The sequence below is a fragment of the Radiobacillus sp. PE A8.2 genome, from assembly GCF_045635475.1.
In the GTDB taxonomy this organism is placed as follows: Bacteria; Bacillota; Bacilli; order Bacillales; family Amphibacillaceae; genus JBJGXI01.
In genome coordinates this window covers 20,415-43,696 of sequence record NZ_JBJGXI010000030.1, presented here as the reverse complement: position 1 = coordinate 43,696, position 23,282 = coordinate 20,415, and the positions used below count along the sequence as shown (strand labels likewise).

The window sequence follows — 23,282 nt, the reverse complement described above, 5'->3', positions numbered from 1 at the left end:
TAATTCATTAGCACCTTGCATCCCTGTCCTTTGGTGGCTATTACCATAAAACTACCGCAAATTAGTTCGTACGTTCCTTCTAAAATTTAAAAAGAAGAGGCGATCCACCCTCCACTAAATTCGAGATTTTGAAGAGGAATTCTCGCCTGTTTGTTAAGTACCATGTTTGAGGTTTTACACTAATAAATCAATTCTCTATCTTTTTACTTTTCCGGAGCCAGTTCAATCGCTTGACGAAGCGCTTCGATCATACTGCCGTCATCAACGATGCCTTTCCCAGCAATATCAAATGCTGTGCCGTGGTCGACACTTGTTCGGATGATTGGTAGTCCAACTGTAATGTTAACACCCGCTTCTAGGCCAAGCACTTTGATCGGACCATGCCCTTGGTCGTGATACATTGCGACAACAATATCGAAATCTCCGCGCTGTGCACGGAAGAAAAGCGTATCGGCTGGCAGTGCCCCTTCTACATCAATTCCTTCTTCAGTGGCTCGTTTAATTGCAGGATCAATTTTCTCTGCTTCTTCTCCATTACCGAATAAACCATTTTCACCTGCATGCGGATTAATACCACACACGCCAATTTTCGGCTGTTTTATTCCTGATTTGGAAAGCGTATCGTGTGCTAAACGAATAACTTTATATACGCGTTCAGGTTCGATACGGTTAATCGCATCGATTAGTCCCATATGTGTTGTTACATGAATAACTTTTAGCTTTGGCGAGGATAACATCATCGAGAAATCTTTCGTATTTGTTAACTCTGCTAAAATTTCTGTATGACCAGGATAGATATGTCCACCTTTATGCAACGCTTCTTTGTTTAAAGGCGCAGTACAAATCGCATCAATTTTCGCATCATTTGCTAGTTCAATTGCTGTTTTTAAATATTGAAATGCAGCATTTCCGGCCTCGGCAGAAACTTGACCAAATGGAAGATCGATAGGAAGTAAATCTAAATCCACACAAATAATTTCTCCAAAACTTGTTGTGAACGTAGCATCACGATCAACAGCCTTTATCGTTACATTTGCACGTAAGATTTCTGCAGCACGTTCAAGCATTTTCGCATCTCCAATGACAATTGGTTCTGCTTTATCATATACCTCTTTATTCAGAAGACTTTTAATTATAACCTCCGGGCCTACTCCTGCTGCGTCTCCCATCGTAATTCCAATAATCGGTTTTTTAGTCATCTTGTTTAGCTCCTTTCAATACTTGCATGGCACGATAGATTGAATCTTGTTTACCAAATGCACCAGCTTTTGTTACTACTTTATATTCTTTGTCTGTACCGATAAGCGTTCCAAGTGGTATTCCTGCCTCAATTTGCTTTATTAAACGAAAGCCAATGCCACCTAATTGACGTGCAGTATCCTTCGCTGTATCTCCACCAGTCAAAACTAAACCAGTTAATTCTCGGTTGTGCTCTGTTACGTTAGCCACAATTTCACCGATTGCTCGAGAAATGCGTTCTCCAATTTCATATCCTGTCAAATTTAGTTCGTTTCCAGTTTGTTTTACTTGTTCACGGACTTGGTCGTTTGATGGAACATAGATAACAATATCATTGCCAGTTTCCAGTCCATCCACACAACACTGAATATAATTGGCCTTTTTTGCGTTCCAGTTTTCTCCAAACATGTCGAGCGGATCTAATTGTACAGCAGTGACATCTTGTTGCTCTGCTGCATACTTCACTTGCTGTTGCGTTACTTGTGAAAGACTTCCGCAAACCGTCATAACCTTTAGTGCATCATTATAAGAACGTTCTTCAACTGGTTGTTCCAAATCTAATACTTCTGGAAGTACTTCCGCTAAACCAGCTGACCCAGCCCAAACGATTTGATTCGAAATTCCAGATATATGCTGTGCCATTCTTTTTAAATCTTCTTGTGCATCCGCATCACATACAATATAATGAACATTTTCTCGTTTGTACGCTTCTAGCTTTTGACGTAGAACAGACTCTACTGCAAGTTCTTGTTTCGTTAATAAACCTACTGATTCATGAATCTCGTTTTCTATCAATTTAGGAATATAGGACTCCGTAACCGGATGCTTCGGGTCTTTAGAGATTTCTGTATCTGCGATGTCTATCCCATTAACAAAGTGAATTCCATTTATCGTTGTTCTTCCAAGCGCAGGAAATGCAGGTGCAATAATCACAAACTCAGGTGAGAAGACTTCATAAAGCGCTTGTAGCTCTGTACCAATATGCCCTCGCAATGTCGAATCCATTTTTTTATAAACAAAACGATAACCAGCCTCTTTAAGAAATAGAGAGGCTTTTGTAGTTATCGATTTTGCTGCTTGATTCGATAAAGCTCGGGAATTGGTATCGATCACTAATCCATCATCTAAGTTCGTCGTATGCTCAGGAATATCAAACAGAACAGAAGTATTAATCCCTTTTTCCGTAAGCTGCACACCACTGTCATTAGCTCCTGTTAAATCATCTGCAATGATTCCAATTAGTTTATTCATGTTGATCCCTCATCCTATCGAATTTTACTATTAATTCCGTGTATAATCTTCGGGTAATCGGACGCCTTTTTTCTCTAATCGTTTTACTAAAAAGGCAATATATAAAGGTAATAAAATCGCTGTAGTGACCGTTGATGCTGCAACTTGAACGGTTGCAATGTCAACATGAGTAGCAAAACTTGCACTAGCAGCTGCGATCGCTGCAGGTGTCGCTACTGCATTACCTGCTGTAGAACCTTCAGCAGCACCTGTAATCGGGTTCCATTTCATCGCTTTAAACACAAAGTAACCTGCAGTACCAGTAACAAATACAGTTAATAAACCAAGAATAATACCAGATAATCCACCTTCAATGATACTTGCAAAATCAATTCCCATACCTAAAGCAAAAGCGAAAAACGGAATTAACATTGAGCTTCCTTTGTCTAAAAACGTTCTCATTTCTTCATCTAAATTACCTAATACCATACCAACAATAATTGGCAATAGAACGGAAATAAATGATACGAAAGAAAATAAACCATCAACAAATCCCATTGCACCAAATATTGCTAAAGCTACCATTGTAAAGAACGGTCCATCATTTAAAGCTAGAAGTGAATATGCTGCTCGGTCGGTTTTGTCACCATATTGGCCAACCAATGCTACATATAAACCACCGTTACTGTTCGTCATTGCTGCGATAATCGCAATCGGCGCAAGACCTAACCATAATCCATTGTCTCCCGCAAACATATATGCTATTAGTCCAATTGCCGCACCAACAACCCATTTTGTTGCTAATAATGTAGCACCTTTACCAAGACTAACCCCTACACTTTTTACGTTAATTTGAGCACCTGTACATAGTAAGAATAGTGCAATTAACGTACCAGCACCGTCAACAAAAAGCGCTTGAGTAAAGTTGCCTATTCTTAATAAATCAGGTACGAATGTGTTCAATATTGCAGCAATTAATAACGGAACTACCATCATACCCCCTGGAATTCTGTCTAAAGTCGCTTTAATTTGCATTGTTGTTTCCCCCTTACCGAAAGTTATGTTTCATTTTAAAACAACCAATTTATTGTTAACCGCTTACAAATAAGATTATAAAACTTAACGATATAAAATGCAACGGTTTTCATTAAATTTTCTCTTTAAAATTTATATAAATTTCAATAATGTTTAATTTTGCAACAAAATAAGCACAACACAACCTAATTGAAATGTAGCAACTGTAGTCTATCTACTAAGATAAAGGAATCATGCCCTCGAATAAGCGGGTATATCGACGTTGGACGACAAGTCCGCCTTTAATCCTTGATGACATAGAGCGATTCGTGAAGTCGCCAAGTTTCTGGCGCTCGGAGCTAGACACACGAAAAGAGGAACTGATATACATCCAGCTCCCCTTTTACTTACTTATGATTTAAGCTTCCGCCATAATGTTGAACGATTAATCCCTAATCTACTTGCTGCTTTTGATTGATTATGACCTTCTTCTTGTAAAACCATGTGAATAATTTGTTTTTCCATTTCTTCTAGTGTTCCTTGCAATGAAAAGCTATTTGCTTTCTGATCCATATCTTCATTTCTATATTGATCTAGTATGGCTTTCACATCTGATAATTCAATATAGTTACGATTAGTCAGCAGTGTCAATTCTCTGACAACCTGTTTTAATTGGCTGAAATTCGCTTCCCACATACACGCAAGCATATAGTCAACGGCTTCTTGCTTTATACCTAATGTTTCATTTCCCTCACTAGCATGAATCTCTGCGATAAAATATTCAACAAATGGTTTCATATCTTGTTTTCTTTCTCTTAGTGGAGGGATGTGCAGTGGAAATTGGTTTACTTTTTGATAAAGCTCTTCCGAAAAAGTGTTTTGATTCACCATGTTTTCTAATGAGCGATTGCTTAATACGATAACCTTTATATGACTATTCGTATAAATTAATTGATTAAAAGAAATTTGCATCGTCTCTGAAAGCGACTGAACATTTGTTAAAATCACGCTTCCTTTATCCATCCGCTTTAATTTACGAGCTATTGTTTCCACATCGGATTCTGTTACTTGTTTACCTTCTACGATAACTAAAGGTGCATCATGACCGTATCGTTGAAAATGAATTTGCTTACTAAGCGTTCGTTTGCCCGTCCCAGTTTCGCCAACAATACAGATTGGTTCATCTGCATGCACATATTGGTTAATGTTTTCTCTTAAACGATAAGCAAAATCGCTTTCGCCAATCAACGGAACATGATTCACATTATCAATCAGACTGATTGCTGTCGATTTTGTATGAATCAAAGAAGAATGGATGATAAGACCTACGATATGTTCACGTTTGTTCACTAAAAATCCTTGTATTTCATAGCTATGGTCTTCATCTTCTATTTCGACCCATTGGATCTCCTCTTTGGCTAAAACTTTATGTACGAGTTGGTTTACTATAGGCAACTTCAAAAGTTCTTCGTTTTTTACTTCATTTTCGAACTTTATATTTTTTTCTATTATTTGTTGATCTTTATTAATCAAGACAATTGGTAACGGAGTCTGAACGTAAGCATTACGAATATTATCAAATTGATAATTTAGTTTACGAAAATATCCATATATCCGTCTTCCTTCTTCAAATGCATCCATTAACGCTTCTTTTCCAGAAGTAATCAAGACCCCTCTTAGCCCAACTTCTTCTGCAACCTGAACCGTAATAACATCACCGATTACTACAGAATAATTGTCTTCTTTTAATTGTTCTAAATGCGCTCGCACCTCACTACTTGAACGAATAGTTATCATTTTTACATCGAATTCAAGTATGTTGCATAGCGTATTAGCACCCTCAGAAATATTGGCATAACCTACGAGTGCCACCCCACTTTCCATACCTCGTAACAACGTAAAAACGCGAAGCATATCATAGCCGGTTATATCTATATGAACAACAGGGATAGAAACTGCCTCTTGAATCATCGTTGCCGTCCCACCGCGGCTAATAATTAACTGATATCCTTGCTTTTCAGCCGACCGCGCTATTTCTAAGCCTTCTTCAAGATTTCCAATTACGATATCTAATTTAATATCATCCGGTTGTTTCATTTTTCTCGCCGTCTCAGCTAACCCTGAATACGGAGCGATTAATAATGCTTTAATCATACGCACACCTCTTTTGTTGCATAATTCAACACAACTATTATGGCATATATTTTTTGGGATGTCATCATGTGGTAGATCCTTGTGCTACCGTGAAATGCAACAGCCTGATGATACATTTTTATTCTGATTCACTCCTAAAGCTACTGCGCTACATTATAAAAATAGATTCCATTAATATTATATCTTGTAAAAGTTTATGTCATATTTTTTTTCTCCAATAATATATTACCTTATGTGTAGATTATGAGACTGTTGATTATACACTTTACTTCAAGTGAAATTGTCACTCAATTCCCACATAGCATGATCAAATATTTAGAAAGGACAAATTGATAGATTTTATATTCTAATCACTACCTTACTCTCCTTCTTATGTTTAGCACCCATTATATTTCATTAAAATTCTATCATTCTTTAACAGCAATACTATTAATTCGCGAATGGCCCATGTACCATTTTAAAAATTATATAAAAGAAAGATATTGGAGGGATACGAGAAGTTGGAAATTAGTGTAGAAAGACAAAGGAGTATTCAAGTTTTTAATGCGGTAACAATTCCAGAGGAAAAACCGATTCAAAAGCAACCTCACATAAAGCCAAGAATCATCGCTTTAATACCCGCGCATAATGAAGAATACTCGATTCGCGATTGTTTAGAAGGATTACGTGATCAAACGATGCCAAAGGATGTGGAATTGGACGTTGTAGTTATTGCAGACAATTGTACAGATCAAACAGAGGCGATTGCAAAGGCAGCAGGAGAAGACTTCGGTCTCATATTAAATGTTTATGTAACAAAAGGAAATAAGCAACGAAAGGTTGGCGCATTGAACAGTGCTTGGAAAAGTATTTATGGAGATGCCTTAGATATTTTTTATACAGAACTATCAGAGCAACAGATACTATATCGCGATTCCATTAAAGCTATATTAGGAATGGATGCCGATAGTAGGCTCGCACCAAATGCTATTCAGCACCTTTGGGAAGGCTTAATGAGTTCGAGAAATATCGGTGGTGTCATGGCAAAGTATACGATGCGGATGCCGAAGAAGAAAAAGCTGTTAAGTTTCGATGATCCTAACTATGAAGCTAAACTAAGGAGCGGGGAATATGGAGGTCCAATCGCTAGATGGTGGACGCATCAACAAAAGCAGGATATGGCCAGTTGGTTATTGAAACTGCAATACGGCGGAGGTAGTACGTATGTACTTGGTGGGCAGGCTTCATTATTCCGTCCAGAGGCATTACTTCATGTCGTTGAAACGAGTAAATTAGACGGACCATGGCAAAACGAAAGTGATGTAGAAGACATGTTGCTAACCTGGCAATTACAAAATGCAGGGTGGAAAACCTTAATTAGCCCCGAAGCACGATGTTATGTGGATGCGATGAGAAACTATCATTCTTTCCGCCAGCAACGAAATAAGTGGCAAGGTGGAGCGCTTGATTTATTAACGAACCGAGATATCGGTATTCGTACAAGACATACGAGCAGAATGTGGCGTGACCAATTAAAAATGTTTTCAGATCTAATGGTCCGGGTCATGTTTTTTTCCTTGCTGGCCATTTCGATCGCAACCAATCAATACACATGGATGTGGATTTGGATTATACCAGTAGTGCTAGCATCTCTTTTAAATATAACGCTCGCCTTGAAAACACCGATGCATAGACCGATTGATGTTGTTTTAGCAGGTTTACTGATCAGTCCAGAAATATATTTATGGTCAAACTTAATAACGTTTTGCCAGGTGTGGTTGGATAAACTGAAATCTCATAAAAAAGATGGCTGGGCAACCCAATATGATGCTGAACGTGGCCGAACGCAAAGCAAGTTAAAAACAGGGTTGCTTATTGTGTTTTTATGCATTGTTATCATTGTATTATGTTGCGCCTACTTCCGGGATTCTCTAACGAGCGCATCTGTTCAAAGCGCTCTTAGACCATATTTAGTTAATGGATGGGTTTTATTAACCTATCTTACTATTTTCCAATCATTTGCCATGCTATTTCAGATTTGGACATTAAGAGGAAAGCATAGAGCATAGGTTTATGCTCTATCTTTTTGTAATCAGTCCATTTCATAATTACCTTATACTACCATATGCGGATTCGAAATCAATATTATGAAATTGACTCAAATAATTGTAAACAAAGATGAAAATAACCCATTCAATTAAGTAATCAATTTCATAATACTGAATAGCTATGGTAATTTTGAAATTGACTCAAAGGAGAAACAAGATGACTTTTTTTAATAAAAAGTACTTTTTCTGCGTACTCATTATTTTATTTCTATCAGGCTGCTCGAATTTAGGCTTCGTAAGTTTTAAAACAGCAAATGGTGAGGAACCAAAAGATGAAAAGATTAATACGGACGAAGAAATCGCAACAATTCAGGAACCAATAATCAAACCTATCGATATGAAAAGCGACCATGTATCTTTCGTTTATACGACAAAAAAACAACTCTCTCTTACATTTAATGGTATGAGTGACGCTAGTACAATGGAAGAAATCTTAGAAACGCTTGATTTTCACAAGATAAAGGCAACCTTCTTTGTATCTGCAAACAAAGTAGAAGAATTTCCTGAGATTGCTGAGGAAATCATCTCTCGAGGACATGAAATTGAAAATAACTCGTTAGAACAACAGGACCTAACCAACTTATCCTACGAGGAAATTTATAATGCTATCCTTGAATCAAATACAATCATCGAAGAACAAACTGGCACGATCCCAAAATATATCCGAGTGACTACTGTCACCGAAAATGAAGATATTCTAATTGCTACAGCACACGTCGGTTTAACAGCAGCCGTAACTGATGGTGTAAATCTCCATGATTGGGATATGAAATCCTCGTCATCTTTCAAAGAGTTTATCGCATCGGGAGCTAAACGCGGCAGTATTTTAACTGCAAATGTGGAAAACCCAGACATTTTCACTGCAATTCCGATCGTAGCAGAAGTAATAGCCAATAGCGGATACGAGTTCGTACCATTGAATCAATTAATGGAAAGTAGCTATGAAAGAAATAAATTAGAAGATATACCTGGATATAATGTGGTAAGGAAAAATTCGTATGACACTTTTTATAACGAGATAGAACGTATGGATACGGATAAGAAACAGGTTGCTCTTACTTTTAACAATTGGGGGTCAGAACAAACGATAACAAACATTCTCGATATTTTAAAAGATAGCCAAGTTACCGGTACATTCTTTATTGATCCCGTGGCTGCCGAAAATAATCCTAATTTGGCAAGAACAATTGTAGAAAACGGGAACGATATCGGCATCCGCACCTATTCTCCAATAGACATCACCCAAGTGAGTAAACAAGTACTACAAGAAGAATTAATTAAAGGATTTCAAGTATTAACAATGGCCATTCAAAAGCAGACCGCCATGTATTTTCGACCAGATTACGGAATTATAGATAAAGAATCATCTCAAATCGTCGCAACTACAGGGATTAAAAACATCGCCTTGCATGACGTCGATAGTAAGGATTGGGAACAAGCAACAACGTACGAGATTGTTACAAATGTACTAGAAGATGTACAAGAGGGAAGCATTATTCTCTTGCACTTGCAAGATAATCTTAACACAGTAGACGCACTTCCAATGATTATTACAGAGTTGCGTAACCGTGGTTATAATATCGTGAAACTTGGGGATATATAGTTTACTGTAGATATGAATATGATGCGATTTTGCCTTGATGTTTATTTGCATCAAGGCGTTTTCTTTCACTATCACCATTATCACCTACGCTTGTTTGGCTCCTTGCTCTTGAAATGTTATATGCTATAGTTTCAGGTGTACTGTTATTAGTGCATAGCGGTGTAAGGGAGTTTGAGTATCAAAGAAAAAATAGGCTGGCGTGATAGCGCGGTATTGGCCCTACACACTCTGAGCACATTTTTTAACACTGAATCGAGTAGCGAATTTTGGTATACAGCAGCTTACTGATATTCAAAATAGCGCTAAAGTAATCTAATTTAATCGAAAACTAGGAAAATACCATGTCCTACACAAAAAAACTAAGAAAATTGATAGGAAACGCCCCACTTTTCGTTCCCGCATGCTTAATCACGGTCTACAATTCCGAGGATCAACTGCTTCTCCAGTTACATTCGGATACGAATGATTGGGGATTACCTGGCGGACAGATTGATTTAGGTGAAACGCCTATCGCATGTGCAAAAAGAGAGCTTTATGAAGAAACTGGATTAACTGCCCACACACTTGAATTAGTCGATGTGTTTGCTGGAGAAGAGTTGTTTTTTGAATATCCGAATGGTGATCAGACGTACGGTTTGTGTATTGTTTATCGGACAAGTGATTATGAGGGAGTTATTCAAATTGATCAGGAAAGTCATACGCTGCAGTTTTTTGATGTGGATGATTTGCCGGAGAAGATTTTCTCTGCTCATCGGTTTATTTTTGAGAGCTTGTTTAGTAAGGAGTAATTATTACAGTAATTTTCAATATTATAGCATGCCTTGTCGATGTCTTGATTATAATAGCTCGTTATAAGCATCGTCCCGTTATTCCAGTCTTCTTTTAATCCTTCGCATACTGCCCGTATTAGGGTTTCAACTCCTACTTTAATTGTTTGCAAATTCCTCATAAGCAAGTTTTTCTCTTTAGAAAGAGAGTCGATCAGATTCGAGAGTGCTTTAATTTTGTGATGAAACACACCCAATCATCCGAATAGAAAATATAATACTGGGCAACCTTTTATAATTCGAGCATATAATGTACAAATCTAGAGTTTAGAGGTGCACAGGATGAGAAAAAGCATTAAAATACTTGGTACGCCAAAAACAGAAAGTGTCGGCACATTTTTGCAAAAGCAAAGAGAAGAACTCTCTCGCAAACGTGTTGAAAGAGAAAAAAGGCTAGAATACTTTGAAAAAAGCAGGCGTGATTAATTTCACGCCTGCTTTTTAATACTCTCTTCAAATTGTCGTATCTTTTCTTCACGAATTCTACGTTCTTCTAGTAAATAATGTTTCTGTTTATTATTAAGTTCTTTTGCACTCATCGTCGTTTTCTTAGCCCTTGTCTTCTGCACTTTACATTCTCCTTTTTAGCAGCATTTTCTAGCTCTCCTTAATACTATCCCAGTTTTCTCTCGAGTAAAGGAAATCACAATGTGTCTTAATCATGGAGAATATTGCATCTATCTTCATTATACTATAACCATGGTGAAATTCAACCGCACCCTCTTCAGTATCAAAGTAATAGGTCACTATCCATAGTTTTTCTTCATCCATATCAAATTTGTAACTAATAGAATTGAAACTATCAAACCATGGATTATGTTCTTGTTCTATGGCGCATCTACAATCAAGTTGACTGTAGCTCGGATCATCTAAATCAAAGTCAGGATAGAATTCTTTTGTTTTGTATTGTTTCAGGTTAGTCATTCGATTGTCCACTAATTGATAAACTGTAAGAGGGCAATTCAAAAAATCGAGATCTTCAAATTCCAATACATTGTTCTGAATACGACTGAAGTTCTTTTCTAGGGTTTTAAATATTCCTGAAAACTCTTCTATCGCTTTTGCTTTCTCGTCAAACAGTAGCTCCTTTTCACGCTCGATCTCTTGTATTTGCTTCCTATAGAAAGTTGTTATCTCTTCTATCGTCTTAGAGGAATTATTTCTTTTGAACCATTCTCTCATACCATTAAATGTAAATGAAGAATCACTCACTAAAGGATCATAAAAGTTGTACATACGCTTATTTAAACGTCTGAAGGCATCGTAATGGAAAACTGTATTCAAATAGTCTGGATTCTTCATTTGTCCTAATGTGATGAAAAAATTAATAATATACCACAATGAAAATGAAAATAAGAAGGATTGAATGAGGGTTAATTTTTCCAAAGTATGTAAGAAAAAATCTAAATTCCAACCTGTAAGCACAGTTAATGGCGCCAAGAAAACTTGAACATATGATATGTTTTTTGGGTCATTTAAAATATTCTTAAATGTTTTGAGCTGCTTAAATGGATAAAAAAACATAGCAATATAATATTTTTGTGACCCTACTTTATCTTTGTTTGCACGCAATGGCCTAATTAATGGATCATCTCCACCTTCACACATTTCTTCAAAAAATGTATCAAACTCCAAGGGTAATAACTCCTTTAGGTTTAATTCAGGGTAGATCTTCGTTGTTATATACAATTCCATTATATAACATCTGAAGAAAGTAAACTATAGCTAAGGGAAAATGCACTAGAAAAAGACCCCGACATATCTATGGCGAACAGATCATCGGAGTCACTATTTACAATTTTCTCATCAGAATCGCTACACTAGAACCCCTAACTCTTATTCCGAAAAAAGTACATCGTTAACGGTCCAAACACAACAATCAATCCGATTGATATATAGATGACCATCATCACATCTTGTAAACCATCTGTTCCATGAACTAGGCTTCGCACTGCATTGACGACGAAGGTTATCGGGTTAATATCGACAAATTTTTGTAACCAGTTTGGCATGGTGCTTGGATCGACAAATACACTGCTTAGAAACGTTAATGGAAATAAGAGCATCATACTTATCGCCATTAATGCTTTTTCCGTTCGTACAATAATACCGAGCATCGTCCAGATCCATGACAAACTAAAGGCAAATAATAATAATAACAACACACCGAGTACTACCCCAATAAAGCCTGCCTCTGGTCTAAATCCTAAAATATAGCCTAATGTAATCATAATTGTCGACGCAATCAGATATCGAACAGCATCAACGACAAGCGCCCCAACTAGTACGGCAGGTCGCCAAATCGGTAGCGATCGAAACCGGTCAAACACCCCTTTTTCGATATCTTTGTTCAAATCCAGTCCGGTATACATCGTAATCATCGCAACCGTCATGACTAGAATGCCCGGCAGCACAAATTCCAGGTATTCACCAGTTGAACCGGAGATCGCCCCACCAAACAAATACGTAAACATGAGTAAAAAAATAATCGGGAACACCGTTACATCAAATAATTGTTCCGGAACGTATCGGATCCGTAGTAACGCGCGCCAAGCAAATGTAGTGGAAGCACTGAGTGCACTTGGCTTTTTCGGGCGTTCGATTGAAGTAATTGCATCTTCAAATCTGTGTTGTTCATGCGTTTCCATCGGCTACTTCCCCTCCTTCGCTCTCACGTATTTTCCCTGTTAAAGTTAAGAAAACTTCATCCAAGCTCGGCTGACTCATGGAAAAGTCCTTAATTTGCACCTGAGCATTCGCTAACTCCCCGATCGCTTTGGCAGCCTTCGCATGCTCTTTAATCGGAACGGTTAACGATATCTCCTGCACGTTTTCTTCAGGAGATTGTTGTAATTGACTCACGAAAATTTGCTTAGCTTTTTCTAACTCTGCCAGATCATCAAAATGCACCGTCAAGCTGCCAGCTCCAATCGAAGCTTTTAATTCTTTACTCGTGCCCTCTGCAATTAACTTTCCTTGATCAATTACACCGATCAAATCAGCGAGTTGATCAGCCTCTTCTAAGTATTGTGTTGTTAAAAAGACGGTTGTTCCGTTTTTTACTAAGGCCCGAACAATATCCCAAACCTGGTTTCGACTTCTAGGATCTAATCCCGTTGTTGGTTCATCTAAGAAAAGTAAGTCTGGGCTCGTGACGATACTTGCTGCGATATCAATTCGTCGCCGCATCCCACCTGAATATTTTTTAACCTGACGTTTACTTGCTTCTTCTAGGTTGAACGCCTTTAACAATTGATCAGCTCTTTTTTTAGCATCTTTTATCGAATAGCCAACAAGGCGCCCAATGAAAATTAAGTTCTCTCTTCCTGAAAGCTCCTCATCAACCGAAGCAAATTGACCGGTTAGGCTAATCGATTGTCTTACAGAATCAGCTTCCTGAACGAGGTCATACCCCATCACTTTAGCTTCTCCTCCGTTAGGCTTCAGCAGTGTTGCAAGCATTCGAATCATCGTTGTTTTCCCTGCACCATTCGGACCAAGAAAACCATAAACAATCCCTTTAGGTACCTTCAGACTAATATCATCGACAGCACGTTCTTTGCTAAACGTTTTGACAAGATTATTCGCTTCAACTGCATATGTAATCCTACTTTCTACCATAACTCCAACCCCTTTTCCTATCTAAATATGACGTGCCTCTACTCTTTTAACCCCAATCCCAAACAACCAAAATACCAGTAACCAGATCCTACCATAGGAAAAATCATAATCCACCAGTGAATGTCCAAAAACCATCATTAGTGCCAAAATCACTCCCGTCCCGTGTGTCTGATCAACAGCATAGGCTCTCACCTTTATCACCTGATAAATTAACCAAGCAAACACAGCTGCATAAACGAGTACCCCCACCCAGCCAATTTCAATCAATAGATCCAAATATCCGTTATGGGTCTGGTTAAGTCCGCCTGCCTTTTCATGCTCAGGATAATACATATACCAACTTTCACCACCGAACCCAGTCCACGGAGCGTCTTTGCTCATAGCAAGTGCTTGTTTGTAAAAATCAAATCGTGCTACTGCCGTGTTTGTACTAGGGCTCATATCGGTCACTCGTTCTTTAAAGCTATTCGGAACAACTTCAGCAGGTTGATCCGGTTCGATGCTCATCAAACTGAACAGTCCGAATGATAGCATCATAGACACGATCGAAATAATTACAAACCGCTTCCATCGTTTCCACAATAAAAGCAAGGCTAACACAAATGTAACACCAAAAAATAGGTAGCTGCCACGAGAGTATGTATGTAGCAAGATAACACCGTAACCGATCATCACACCGGCCAGCAGCACTCCCGCCCAATCAAACCTTTTTCGGTGCACAACAATGGCCATCGTATAAAACCAATACGCACCAATAATAGCGGCAAACGTATTCGGATAGCGGAACGGTCCGCAAGCACGCTCCCCTCCACACCCTACCATTGACTCTTGCATCGGCATTACGTCAAACAACTCCGCAAAGGTAAAAATCAACAGCTCGATTCCTAGTAAATGAAATACATAGGGTAAGAGTTTACTAATCGTCGTAGATTCTTTGATCCAAAAAATCATTAGGAAAAAGCATGCATATGTAATGAAGCGTAGAATCGTATCCATATTGCCGGATGGATTTATTGCAAAAGGAATCGTAAGTACATACATGAGAGGTAGAAGAAACACTAAGAAGTAATTTTTATTCCTGATTAGAATAGTAGCGTGCTTGAAGCTAAACCAGAGTAGATGGATGATAAAAAGTGGGATGATAACAAGCTCCCAAATACGCATATCACTTTCATAATAAAGCCCCCCTTGAAAAGGCGTTACAATCAACACCACACTTAAACATGCAAAAGTAATCCAGTTCATAATTTCCCCCGTTATGTATTTTTCTCTATTTAAAAGCCGCTTCGAACGATTGGCAGGAAGCGGCTTTTTCTATATTATACATGTTTATGTGCTGGTATTCTTGTACAAAAATGTTAAATATGATCGATAAATTATAAAAAAATAAATTTCAAATGTTCTGATGATTCCTAAGAGACGCTGACAAGACTGACCCTTATATCTGCGATGATTATCTAAGTAGCCACCCCGAAAAACATCGGAGTGGCAGTCTTTTTCTACATAGAGGATTATCTAAATCAGATAGAAAATAGGTTCGTTTAGGCCATGGATAAAATCTGTATTAGTGTATCTTCAGACTTCTCATTCTAAGTTCCTAGACTAGTATAAATATATGGACTGGGAACCTCTTCAATAACAGACCAAATAGACTGTTAGTTTACACTTACACCTCTACGTATATTACGGTAGTGTAGAATTGTTTTATGACATTCCCCATATATTATCTCTTCAATTAGCACAATTACTTTTATCGTTGCTGTTCTATTTGTTTCATATTTTTTTGTAGTTCCATAATTCTTCGTGTACCGTCTTCGCGAAGACGTTTATTTTCTTCTTCAATAGATTTTGTTTCCTGCATACCAGTTACAATTGTATTCCAAGATTCTTCGATAGTTTCAATGTCTATACTTGGTCTACCAGACAACCGTGCTATTTCTGCACTTTGATTGGCTATATTTTCGGAGTTGCGTTTTAACATCTCATTCGTTCTTCTATCTAGTTCACTCATGGAATCTGCAACTAGTTTTTGACGTTTTGCGGTAACTGCTTGAATAATACCGTTCTTAAAGATTGGTATCGTAATGATAAATGCAGAGTTAATTTTCCCAACTAACTTCGTATTACCTCGTTGTAGTAGACGAATTTGTGGTGCTGTTTGCAAGGCAACCATCCGAGCCATGTCTAAGTCATACACACGCTCCTCTAATGCTTGAATTCCGTTCTTGAGTGTATCTAGTTCCATTTGTGCCATTTGATCGCCATTAGCAGCTCTTTGTTCATATTGGGGCACTAACGCAGTCAATTCTTCAACTTTCATCTGACCAGCAACTACATATTTTTCAAGTTCCATGTAATAATTAATATTATTTTCGTACATTTCATCTAAAGTAAGCGTTGTTTTTGTCATTTCATCTTTATATTTAGAAATCTCCACATGAATCTTTTCAATCTCTCCACCTAGTGTTTGGTATTTACCAAATATTTTTTCAATTAGGTTGTTTTTACTTTTGAAAATTTTAGATAAGATACCTTTTGGTTCATCGAAATCCTTCTTATCAAATCGATCCATGACCTTTCCAAGTTGATCTAGCATTTTTCCTGAATCGGTAACACTGTTTGTACTCATCATAGCAAGAATCCGATCCGAAAACTGGGAAATATGAATTGCAGGCTCTTTACCAAATTCTAATAATTGAACTTGATTTTTAAAATCAATCTTTTTAGAAAGTTCGGTTACCTCAGGTTCTCTTCTTAGCTTAGAACGTATATCTTCTGCACTATCTACTGAAATTTGGTCACTTTGATCCATTTTTGTTATTTCCACATTATTTGTGTTATTCATCATTTTCCCTCTCCCTTTTTAATTGAATTTTATTGATTTTATGAATTTACGTATAAATGTTGGTTCTTTAAACTCTTGTCCAAAACTCATTTCATCTAGAAAATGTGTATCAAATAGCTTTTCATCTATATAGTTTTCAATACAATTGTGCCCCGGCGGATTGTAGATTACTATATCAAATCCAAACTCATTGAGTAGTAATAAGGTTGCTGCATCTGATCGAGATAACGTACCATTGTTCTCGGTGTTATAGAGAATTAACTTGGGTACAACTTGAGAAAAATCAAATGTTTGCATTAAATTCAAAAATCTAGTTTCAATGTTAGTTGCCTGCGCAAATAAATAGAGGCGAACATCTTCTACAGTTTCCTTATTTTTAGGAAGTAGCTTAGGGATCTTACATAAATTAGATATTGAATGAGCGATTGCTTTTTGCGTTCCATTTGGAAGATGATTATACTGCCATAAATTAATATTCATTAACTTCTCAGGTTCAATTTCACCATTTCTATTCAATGAATCTTGGAAATGAAATTGATAATTCGAATTAATTTCTTCAGAGAAAGGGAAATTCCTTATTGTTTCTGATTCCTTAAACTCCGTTAGCAAGCGTAAGCGATCCCAATATTCTTTGGTATTCTTAGATACACCCATAATTTTAGCAAATATATTAGGTATTTCTACGATATCCTTTGTAGCTTTAAAATTGGGTCGAATAAATGCTCGTTCTTTTGCAATCAAGAACAATTCATCATAAGTTGTCTTAAGTGTTATAGAATGTGGAAAATGATTTCTAAATTGCCATGGTTTATATAAATGTGAACCTTCATGATGCAATACGTTGTCAATTTCTTTTGATGATCGATATGCCACTGTTGACTGACGTTCAGGCTTTACTGTCGGGAATGGTTGTATATCAGTCGTGTCTGGGTACTTCTCGACTAAAGAAATATCGTTATTTGGATCAATCTCAGCAAATTGATCATTCCCTCCAGGATGAAGAATAATTACATCGCATCCGACTAGTATTAAATAATATAAGAAATATAACTGACTTTTGGTTGCATCTCCATACCAAATAACGTGTGGCATTTCCTCTTCTATATTAGTTGCTTGTAGCCACGGATCAAGGTGATTCGATGACCATTTTATTATGTCTACGATTACTCTTCTGAAATCTGGATGGTCTAAACTTTGTGAATGTGATTGCTTAAATGTGTCCAACACCGTAATCAACGATTTCCTTAGATGTCGGTTCATAGCTGGATTCGGATGCTTAGGTATTAACCTTTCTCCATCTAAAAAGGCAACAAATCGATTCGTAGATAATCCTTTTTCTTTTTGGTTAATCATCCATACTCTTTGAACAGCCTGAAATTTTTCCGAAGCGATTGTTTTGTCTAACCCTTCACTAAGTATATGTACATTTTCAGCCTTGTACAGTTCATATAAATAGATAAAGTAATCTGTTTCATCATAAGTAGAACCTAAAACCCTTCCTGCGAGACCGCTTATCTCCAAACTTGTGCCTATCTTATACAAATCTCTATCAGGAAGTTTTTTAAAAAGAGTATGTTTCCATTTATCACTTTCAATTTGAGATTTATGAATTGTTATCCCGTGATAATTATTCATGGTTTCCCCCTTCGATCCTCTTACATTTAGGTTGACCAAATACTTCTGTCATTCCCTTTCTTGTAACAACATAAGTAGTTCCAAACTTTCTAATCGTACCCTTTGAAAAGTCGGGAATCCTTTTCCGTAATGTCGAGGAATCAATGCCCCATTCTTGGCATGCTTCACTTGAACTTAATATTTCTTGATTTTCCAAGTTAATTAATTTTTCACTCATCATTATACACCTATAAGTTTTTCCTCGATTAACTCAGCCAGAACATTCGTTAAATTTGTTATATTGTCAATATTAATAGCTAATCGATAAAAAGATTCGTCTGGGTCAAGTGATTCTATAAAGGAATCCACCTAGACTTCTTGCTTTACGATCATTCTGGATGTTGACTTCCAAGTGCTTGGCTATCATCCCACACCTAAAGGAGTGGGCTTTCTCGTTCGGAAAATCTGTAAAAGTACTAAGTACTGTAATAATTTGTTGTTCTACATTTCCATTACCAACCTCTACTTCAGGGCTGATCTTAGTGATGAAATGTAAATAATTCTAACTTTTGCCGCACCAACAGCAACACCTGCTAACAATCGATTTATACATAATATTAACTTCAGTTCACAGGATGGTTTATTAACTTTTTTAGTATAACTTCTGTAATTTCTTCCGATGCTTTCATTCCAACACTTGTAGTTGATTCGATAGTTGGAAAGTGTTCTAAAACTTCTCCATGTTTAGGTGATAAACCGTAATTAGCTTTAGCGATTAAATCGCAGTCTAACAAAGAATCACCAGCCGCATACACCTCGTTTAAGCTTAATTTTTCACGAAGAAAGTCAATAGCGCTCCATTTATTGATTGGGTTAGGTATAAAATACAACTTTCGACCTTGTAAAGAAGTCTGCCACCCATAGTTTTTCAGCCAATCCTTTAATGCTAGAAAGTCAAGCTGATTAATACCATCTTTATTTAGAATAAAGTAAAAAAAGAATTGGTCAGCTTTTCTAATTCGTTTAACAAGTTTTTGGACATTTAACTTTTGAACCTGTTTTAGCATATCATCGATTGACATATAACTTTGGAGCTTTTCTTTTACAAGTAACGTCCATTCTTCTAAAGGCTTTCCATCTTTTATAATTAGTGCCCCATTGTGAGTTACAGCATATTCTGGTTTAATTTCGTCTTGGAACAGTGTAATTCGATGATATTGCTCGATTGTACGAGTCGTCACTGGTATAAAATAAGCGCTTTTAGTGATACGTTTAATATTTTCCTTCGTATCTGATGATATAAAACTTATCTCTCTACCATCTAATGTTTCAATTAAATGAAAATCCTTATCAAATGGAAAACTATTTATCATTCTTTGTGAATAAATTAGTGTTCGGTCCAGGTCACTTGCAAAAGCCTTCATAACATCACTTCTCCATTGGATTTATAAGCCCACAACAGTTATAGGACATTTGGTCGTACTCATAGACTTGAACACCGCGATCTTTAGCTAATAATAGAATGTGTTGTAACAGATGCTGACTATTTGGTTTAATTAATATTTTCCAAGGAATTCTACGTAACAAAACTCTAGTAGTCTCACCAACACCTGGTTTAATTAAGTGTGTATTATTAATACCGAAATCAGCTTGGATTTTCTTAATTGATTCTAGTCCTTTCCAAGTTGGTTCCTGGTAATTCTGTTTGATTTTTTTTAGATTAACATTGATTTGTTCGCTTATTTTAGGAAATTGATTCGCAATTGTATCAATATAATGATTCGATACATCTTCACTAATTAATTCTGAATAATATTTGGCACCATGAAAATCATTAACACCAATCCATTTTTCATTAAGTACCGTTCTACTGACTAATCCTGACACTGTAGAATTTAGACACGCACTTGGAATTAGAAAATCGTCTCTAGTTCCATATAAGGTTGCACAGTACCCTGGGTCTGCTAACACAGCTATTTCAGGCGATAAATTTGTTCCATTTTGTTCATTAAAAAGGTTGATAGACGTTTGTAGTTGTTTTGTAATAGCGCCCTTTCCTGTCCATCCATCAACGAAGGTCAAGTTTTTTTTAGGATGATTCTTTAATATATAATTAATCGCGTTCACATCGATACCTTTATCACGAATGATAGAAATACTATAATGTGGAAGCTCCTTATTATACTTGAATTGAACATACCTCTTTATAAGCACACCAATTGGGGTGCCTGCTCGCGCTAAACTACAAAGTACCGTATTAAAACCTCTAGCTTCCAAAATTTGTTCTGCAACTACAGCAACTGCAATGGCAACCTTTTGTTTATAAGACTTTAGTGATTCATGAAATAGTTGTAAATATTCGTTCGTTGGTTTGTATTCAATCGGGAGCATTTCTGAATAATGCACTCCGCTTTGTATCGCTTTCTCCCTTGCTTCTGTCGTTCTTTCCATAGATATTGCTGAAAGATCTTTTAGGAGAAACGTTACATCTTTTTCATGATAACTTCCCATTGTTGTGTTGACTTCATTCATTACGCTCAACTCCGTTTGAAATGGTAACTACCTTTACCTCTGGTATACCTATGTTTTCACAAATTGATAGAATTGGACGTAGGTATGCTTGTGGTACAGGCTGTTCAAGAAATAAAAAGAGTTGCTTATATTTATTTTTAGGCAAATTATATATATAGTTGTTCACAGATTGGTCCTCAGGATTCTTGAACCGATATCCGTTTCTTACTGCATACCCATCTTTGTCCATTGGATGGATTGGACTTCTCGTCGTAGATTGATAAAGAATCCCGTCACCCATAAAACTAGCAATTTTCATAGGTAAAAACATAAATTCTCCAGTACCAAGACAGAGACAATCCTCTTCTGTTTTATAAGCTGTTAATCGTTTAGCAGCAATTTCACATGCTTCCTGAACAGGTATACGATCACTTAACGTTAATCCAAATCTACCGGTCTCATGTACAAACGAATAATCCGGATCAATAGCTGTGAATATGTCCGACAAATCAATATGCTCAACCATAACTGTTTGCTGATATTCCGGTGTTTGATAATCATACAATGATTCATCTAATGTTTTACCTGTAAAAGTAATATTTCCTGATAATATCGAAACCGTTGAAATCGTTATATTTAATTCTTTTTCCACTTTTCTAAACTGTTCTTCATGTTCTTCTAAGCGCCAGTCAAGAATAGATAGGATAACATATTCTTCCCGTGGAAACTTCGAGTGGATATCTTTGATTATATTTAAAGCCGTTTTACCTGTTGTAATTTCATCATCAACTAAAATCACTGGCTGTTTTGATTGTAATAAATCCTTATCATCGTAACATCTCTGGTCAACTGCATGTGAATGCTCTTCTTCGAAAGTGATCTTAGTTTGTTTGCCATCTAACACTTCTCTAGTTGTATGAATGTAAGCTGAGTTGTGTAAGCATTCATATACTCCATGCCCTAGAGCAGTTGCTGTTTCAGCAAAGCCAATTATGATGGGATTATCATCAAGTGGTAGCAGCTCTTCCCTTAATAATTTATAGGCTTGTTTCAAGTGTTGAGCTTTATTTGTCATCAACAATTCAACAATTTTCCCCTTATTTTCAACTGTTAATTTAGTCTTTTTTTCAAAATACATGATCGATAATAAACCGGATATGATTAAAGGAACTAATGGATGTACGGGTATATGCTTACCAAGAACTTTACTGACAAAAAGAAAACCTCTTTTTTTATTCACTCTAGATGCCATTTGAAACAAATGTTCTATAGGAAGTTTAAGTGGATTATTTTTAAACATTAACTCCACTTCCATCTGTTCACTAATTATTAATCTGGTTTTGGTTTGCGAGTATGTCGACGTAGCTGCTGTTCTCATGATACACCCCATATATTCTTGACTTATAAAGTATCTTCTCTGCCCAGTTTAAATGTGGTTTAATTTCATTCATTTTATTGGAAAACGAACTTTTTACTACACCAGTATCAATTTTAGATTGATCTATGATGCTAAGTGCGTCCAAGTATTCCTCTTTCGTAATGACATTTAAACCTTGAACTATTTTTAAATGTGATGGATGAATTACCGTCTTTCCTGTGATTCCATTAGCTAAATCTAACAATGTCTCTTTAATTAAACCATCCTCGTAAGTATTTAATAATTGGGTTCGAACCTCTAGCCCTTCTTTACCATAAACCGTTTTAAACGGTGTTTGTCTTAATTCTGGTTTTAAGATTCTAGAATTATTTTCAAAGTATTCCCATACTGGGCCTGAAATAACAAATTCTCGACCAAAGTAATTCATTACATTTGAGATTAAATCTCTAATAATAGTAATGTCATATACTGTAGTATGATAGTTCCTTCTAATTCCGTATAAGCCACAAAGATCTGTTGCTCCAATTCGAATATTTAATATCCTATCCTTATATTTATCAAAGATTTGCTTTAATGCTAGTATTGTGTCATATCTAGTTTCTAAATTAATTAACTCTTCTGTTTCTAATATAGGCATTCCATATAAGATAACGTCATGAGATTCAACTATTTGTATTAGTGTACGAAAGTATTCTTCAGCATTATTAACGGCTAATTTGGGAAACACAAACCCAGTAAGTACATGTAACCATTCATGTAACCGATTAGCCAATGCGATCATCTGATGAGGGTTTCTGACACGAATAAATATTAGCGGGAGCTCCTCGATCGTAATTTGACCATTAGAAAATGCATCATATATGTCTTTCACGTGTCTCACTAAGTTGCTCACTGCATCTTCTAACTGTTTATCGCCTACTGCATCTTCTAAGCAAATGACCATAGATCCAAGTTCAGGATATTTTTTTGATATTACCATATCTGCAATATTTTCGCGTATTGCAGGCATGTACAATGTTCCCCCTAAAGCATATTGAAGGAGTTCTTTTTCAGCATATTTTGTAATTACATTCGATTGTTTAAAGAATATTCCTTCTTCTTGTAATGGAGACAAATAGTTGAAGTATCTCAATTTCACACCTCTTTTTATTCAAAAAGG

Annotated in this window: 20 protein-coding genes and 1 pseudogene; 4 read left to right on the top strand and 17 right to left on the bottom strand. The window is 36.5% G+C overall.

Going from position 1 to position 23,282, the window contains the following annotated elements:
• Nucleotides 1-203: 203 nt before the first annotated feature.
• From pdxA to ACI6MV_RS15685, 4 genes are all read right to left on the bottom strand, one after another.
• Nucleotides 204-1,199, bottom strand: coding sequence for a 4-hydroxythreonine-4-phosphate dehydrogenase PdxA (gene pdxA, locus ACI6MV_RS15700; protein ID WP_407271265.1), 996 nt, complete (start codon nucleotides 1,197-1,199; stop codon nucleotides 204-206).
• Nucleotides 1,192-2,490, bottom strand: coding sequence for a four-carbon acid sugar kinase family protein (locus ACI6MV_RS15695; RefSeq protein ID WP_407271264.1), 1,299 nt, complete (start codon nucleotides 2,488-2,490; stop codon nucleotides 1,192-1,194). The genes pdxA and ACI6MV_RS15695 overlap by 8 nt, the downstream gene beginning before the upstream one ends.
• Before the next feature lie 30 nt (nucleotides 2,491-2,520).
• The gene (locus ACI6MV_RS15690; protein ID WP_407271263.1) at nucleotides 2,521-3,504 is read right to left on the bottom strand and encodes a 2-keto-3-deoxygluconate permease; all 984 of its coding nucleotides are present in this window, start codon (nucleotides 3,502-3,504) and stop codon (nucleotides 2,521-2,523) included.
• Nucleotides 3,505-3,894: 390 nt separating this feature from the next.
• On the bottom strand, nucleotides 3,895-5,637 hold the full coding sequence (locus ACI6MV_RS15685; RefSeq protein ID WP_407271262.1) for a sigma-54-dependent Fis family transcriptional regulator: 1,743 nt from the start codon (nucleotides 5,635-5,637) through the stop codon (nucleotides 3,895-3,897).
• Between the two features lie 500 nt (nucleotides 5,638-6,137).
• Between ACI6MV_RS15685 and ACI6MV_RS15680 the strand changes: the two genes are divergently transcribed.
• The 4 genes from ACI6MV_RS15680 to ACI6MV_RS15665 all read left to right on the top strand — a co-directional run bounded on the left by ACI6MV_RS15680 (nucleotide 6,138) and on the right by ACI6MV_RS15665 (nucleotide 10,580).
• Nucleotides 6,138-7,685: a glycosyltransferase family 2 protein gene (locus tag ACI6MV_RS15680; protein WP_407271261.1), complete on the top strand. Its 1,548-nt coding sequence runs from the start codon at nucleotides 6,138-6,140 to the stop codon at nucleotides 7,683-7,685.
• Between the two features lie 196 nt (nucleotides 7,686-7,881).
• Nucleotides 7,882-9,327 (top strand): polysaccharide deacetylase family protein, encoded by a 1,446-nt coding sequence (locus ACI6MV_RS15675; protein WP_407271260.1) that lies wholly within the window; start codon nucleotides 7,882-7,884, stop codon nucleotides 9,325-9,327.
• Between the two features lie 368 nt (nucleotides 9,328-9,695).
• Nucleotides 9,696-10,115, top strand: a complete 420-nt coding sequence (locus ACI6MV_RS15670) for an NUDIX hydrolase (protein ID WP_407271259.1) — start codon at nucleotides 9,696-9,698, stop codon at nucleotides 10,113-10,115.
• Nucleotides 10,116-10,436: 321 nt separating this feature from the next.
• Nucleotides 10,437-10,580: a hypothetical protein gene (locus ACI6MV_RS15665; protein ID WP_407271258.1), complete on the top strand. Its 144-nt coding sequence runs from the start codon at nucleotides 10,437-10,439 to the stop codon at nucleotides 10,578-10,580.
• A gap of 2 nt (nucleotides 10,581-10,582) precedes the next feature.
• On the opposite strand, the gene ACI6MV_RS15660 is transcribed toward ACI6MV_RS15665, so the two are convergent.
• The 13 genes and pseudogenes from ACI6MV_RS15660 to ACI6MV_RS15600 form a co-directional block, all read right to left on the bottom strand.
• Nucleotides 10,583-10,723 (bottom strand): hypothetical protein, encoded by a 141-nt coding sequence (locus tag ACI6MV_RS15660; protein ID WP_407271257.1) that lies wholly within the window; start codon nucleotides 10,721-10,723, stop codon nucleotides 10,583-10,585.
• 28 nt (nucleotides 10,724-10,751) lie between these two features.
• Nucleotides 10,752-11,789 (bottom strand): hypothetical protein, encoded by a 1,038-nt coding sequence (locus ACI6MV_RS15655; RefSeq protein ID WP_407271256.1) that lies wholly within the window; start codon nucleotides 11,787-11,789, stop codon nucleotides 10,752-10,754.
• Between the two features lie 194 nt (nucleotides 11,790-11,983).
• Complete coding sequence (locus tag ACI6MV_RS15650; protein ID WP_407271255.1) at nucleotides 11,984-12,802, bottom strand: ABC transporter permease; 819 nt, start codon at nucleotides 12,800-12,802, stop codon at nucleotides 11,984-11,986.
• On the bottom strand, nucleotides 12,789-13,775 hold the full coding sequence (locus ACI6MV_RS15645; protein ID WP_407271254.1) for an ATP-binding cassette domain-containing protein: 987 nt from the start codon (nucleotides 13,773-13,775) through the stop codon (nucleotides 12,789-12,791). The genes ACI6MV_RS15650 and ACI6MV_RS15645 overlap by 14 nt, the downstream gene beginning before the upstream one ends.
• A 21-nt stretch (nucleotides 13,776-13,796) precedes the next feature.
• Nucleotides 13,797-15,020, bottom strand: coding sequence for an O-antigen ligase family protein (locus ACI6MV_RS15640; protein WP_407271253.1), 1,224 nt, complete (start codon nucleotides 15,018-15,020; stop codon nucleotides 13,797-13,799).
• A gap of 505 nt (nucleotides 15,021-15,525) precedes the next feature.
• Nucleotides 15,526-16,587, bottom strand: coding sequence for a toxic anion resistance protein (locus ACI6MV_RS15635; RefSeq protein ID WP_407271285.1), 1,062 nt, complete (start codon nucleotides 16,585-16,587; stop codon nucleotides 15,526-15,528).
• A 51-nt stretch (nucleotides 16,588-16,638) separates the two neighbouring features.
• Nucleotides 16,639-18,255 (bottom strand): YceG family protein, encoded by a 1,617-nt coding sequence (locus tag ACI6MV_RS15630; protein WP_407271252.1) that lies wholly within the window; start codon nucleotides 18,253-18,255, stop codon nucleotides 16,639-16,641.
• Nucleotides 18,248-18,457 (bottom strand): annotated as a pseudogene (locus ACI6MV_RS15625) (helix-turn-helix domain-containing protein); the annotation flags it as partial. The gene ACI6MV_RS15630 and the pseudogene ACI6MV_RS15625, both read right to left, overlap by 8 nt.
• A gap of 17 nt (nucleotides 18,458-18,474) precedes the next feature.
• Nucleotides 18,475-18,603 (bottom strand): hypothetical protein, encoded by a 129-nt coding sequence (locus ACI6MV_RS15620; RefSeq protein WP_407271251.1) that lies wholly within the window; start codon nucleotides 18,601-18,603, stop codon nucleotides 18,475-18,477.
• A 254-nt stretch (nucleotides 18,604-18,857) separates the two neighbouring features.
• Nucleotides 18,858-19,658, bottom strand: a complete 801-nt coding sequence (locus ACI6MV_RS15615; protein ID WP_407271250.1) for an HAD family hydrolase — start codon at nucleotides 19,656-19,658, stop codon at nucleotides 18,858-18,860.
• A gap of 4 nt (nucleotides 19,659-19,662) precedes the next feature.
• Nucleotides 19,663-20,766 (bottom strand): cysteine protease StiP family protein, encoded by a 1,104-nt coding sequence (locus tag ACI6MV_RS15610; protein ID WP_407271249.1) that lies wholly within the window; start codon nucleotides 20,764-20,766, stop codon nucleotides 19,663-19,665.
• Nucleotides 20,759-22,123, bottom strand: coding sequence for a phosphoribosyltransferase family protein (locus tag ACI6MV_RS15605; RefSeq protein WP_407271248.1), 1,365 nt, complete (start codon nucleotides 22,121-22,123; stop codon nucleotides 20,759-20,761). Before ACI6MV_RS15605 ends, ACI6MV_RS15610 begins: the two co-directional genes overlap by 8 nt.
• Entirely contained in the window at nucleotides 22,068-23,261 is a 1,194-nt protein-coding gene (locus ACI6MV_RS15600) for an HpcH/HpaI aldolase/citrate lyase family protein (protein WP_407271247.1), read from the bottom strand. Before ACI6MV_RS15600 ends, ACI6MV_RS15605 begins: the two co-directional genes overlap by 56 nt.
• Nucleotides 23,262-23,282 lie beyond the last annotated feature (21 nt).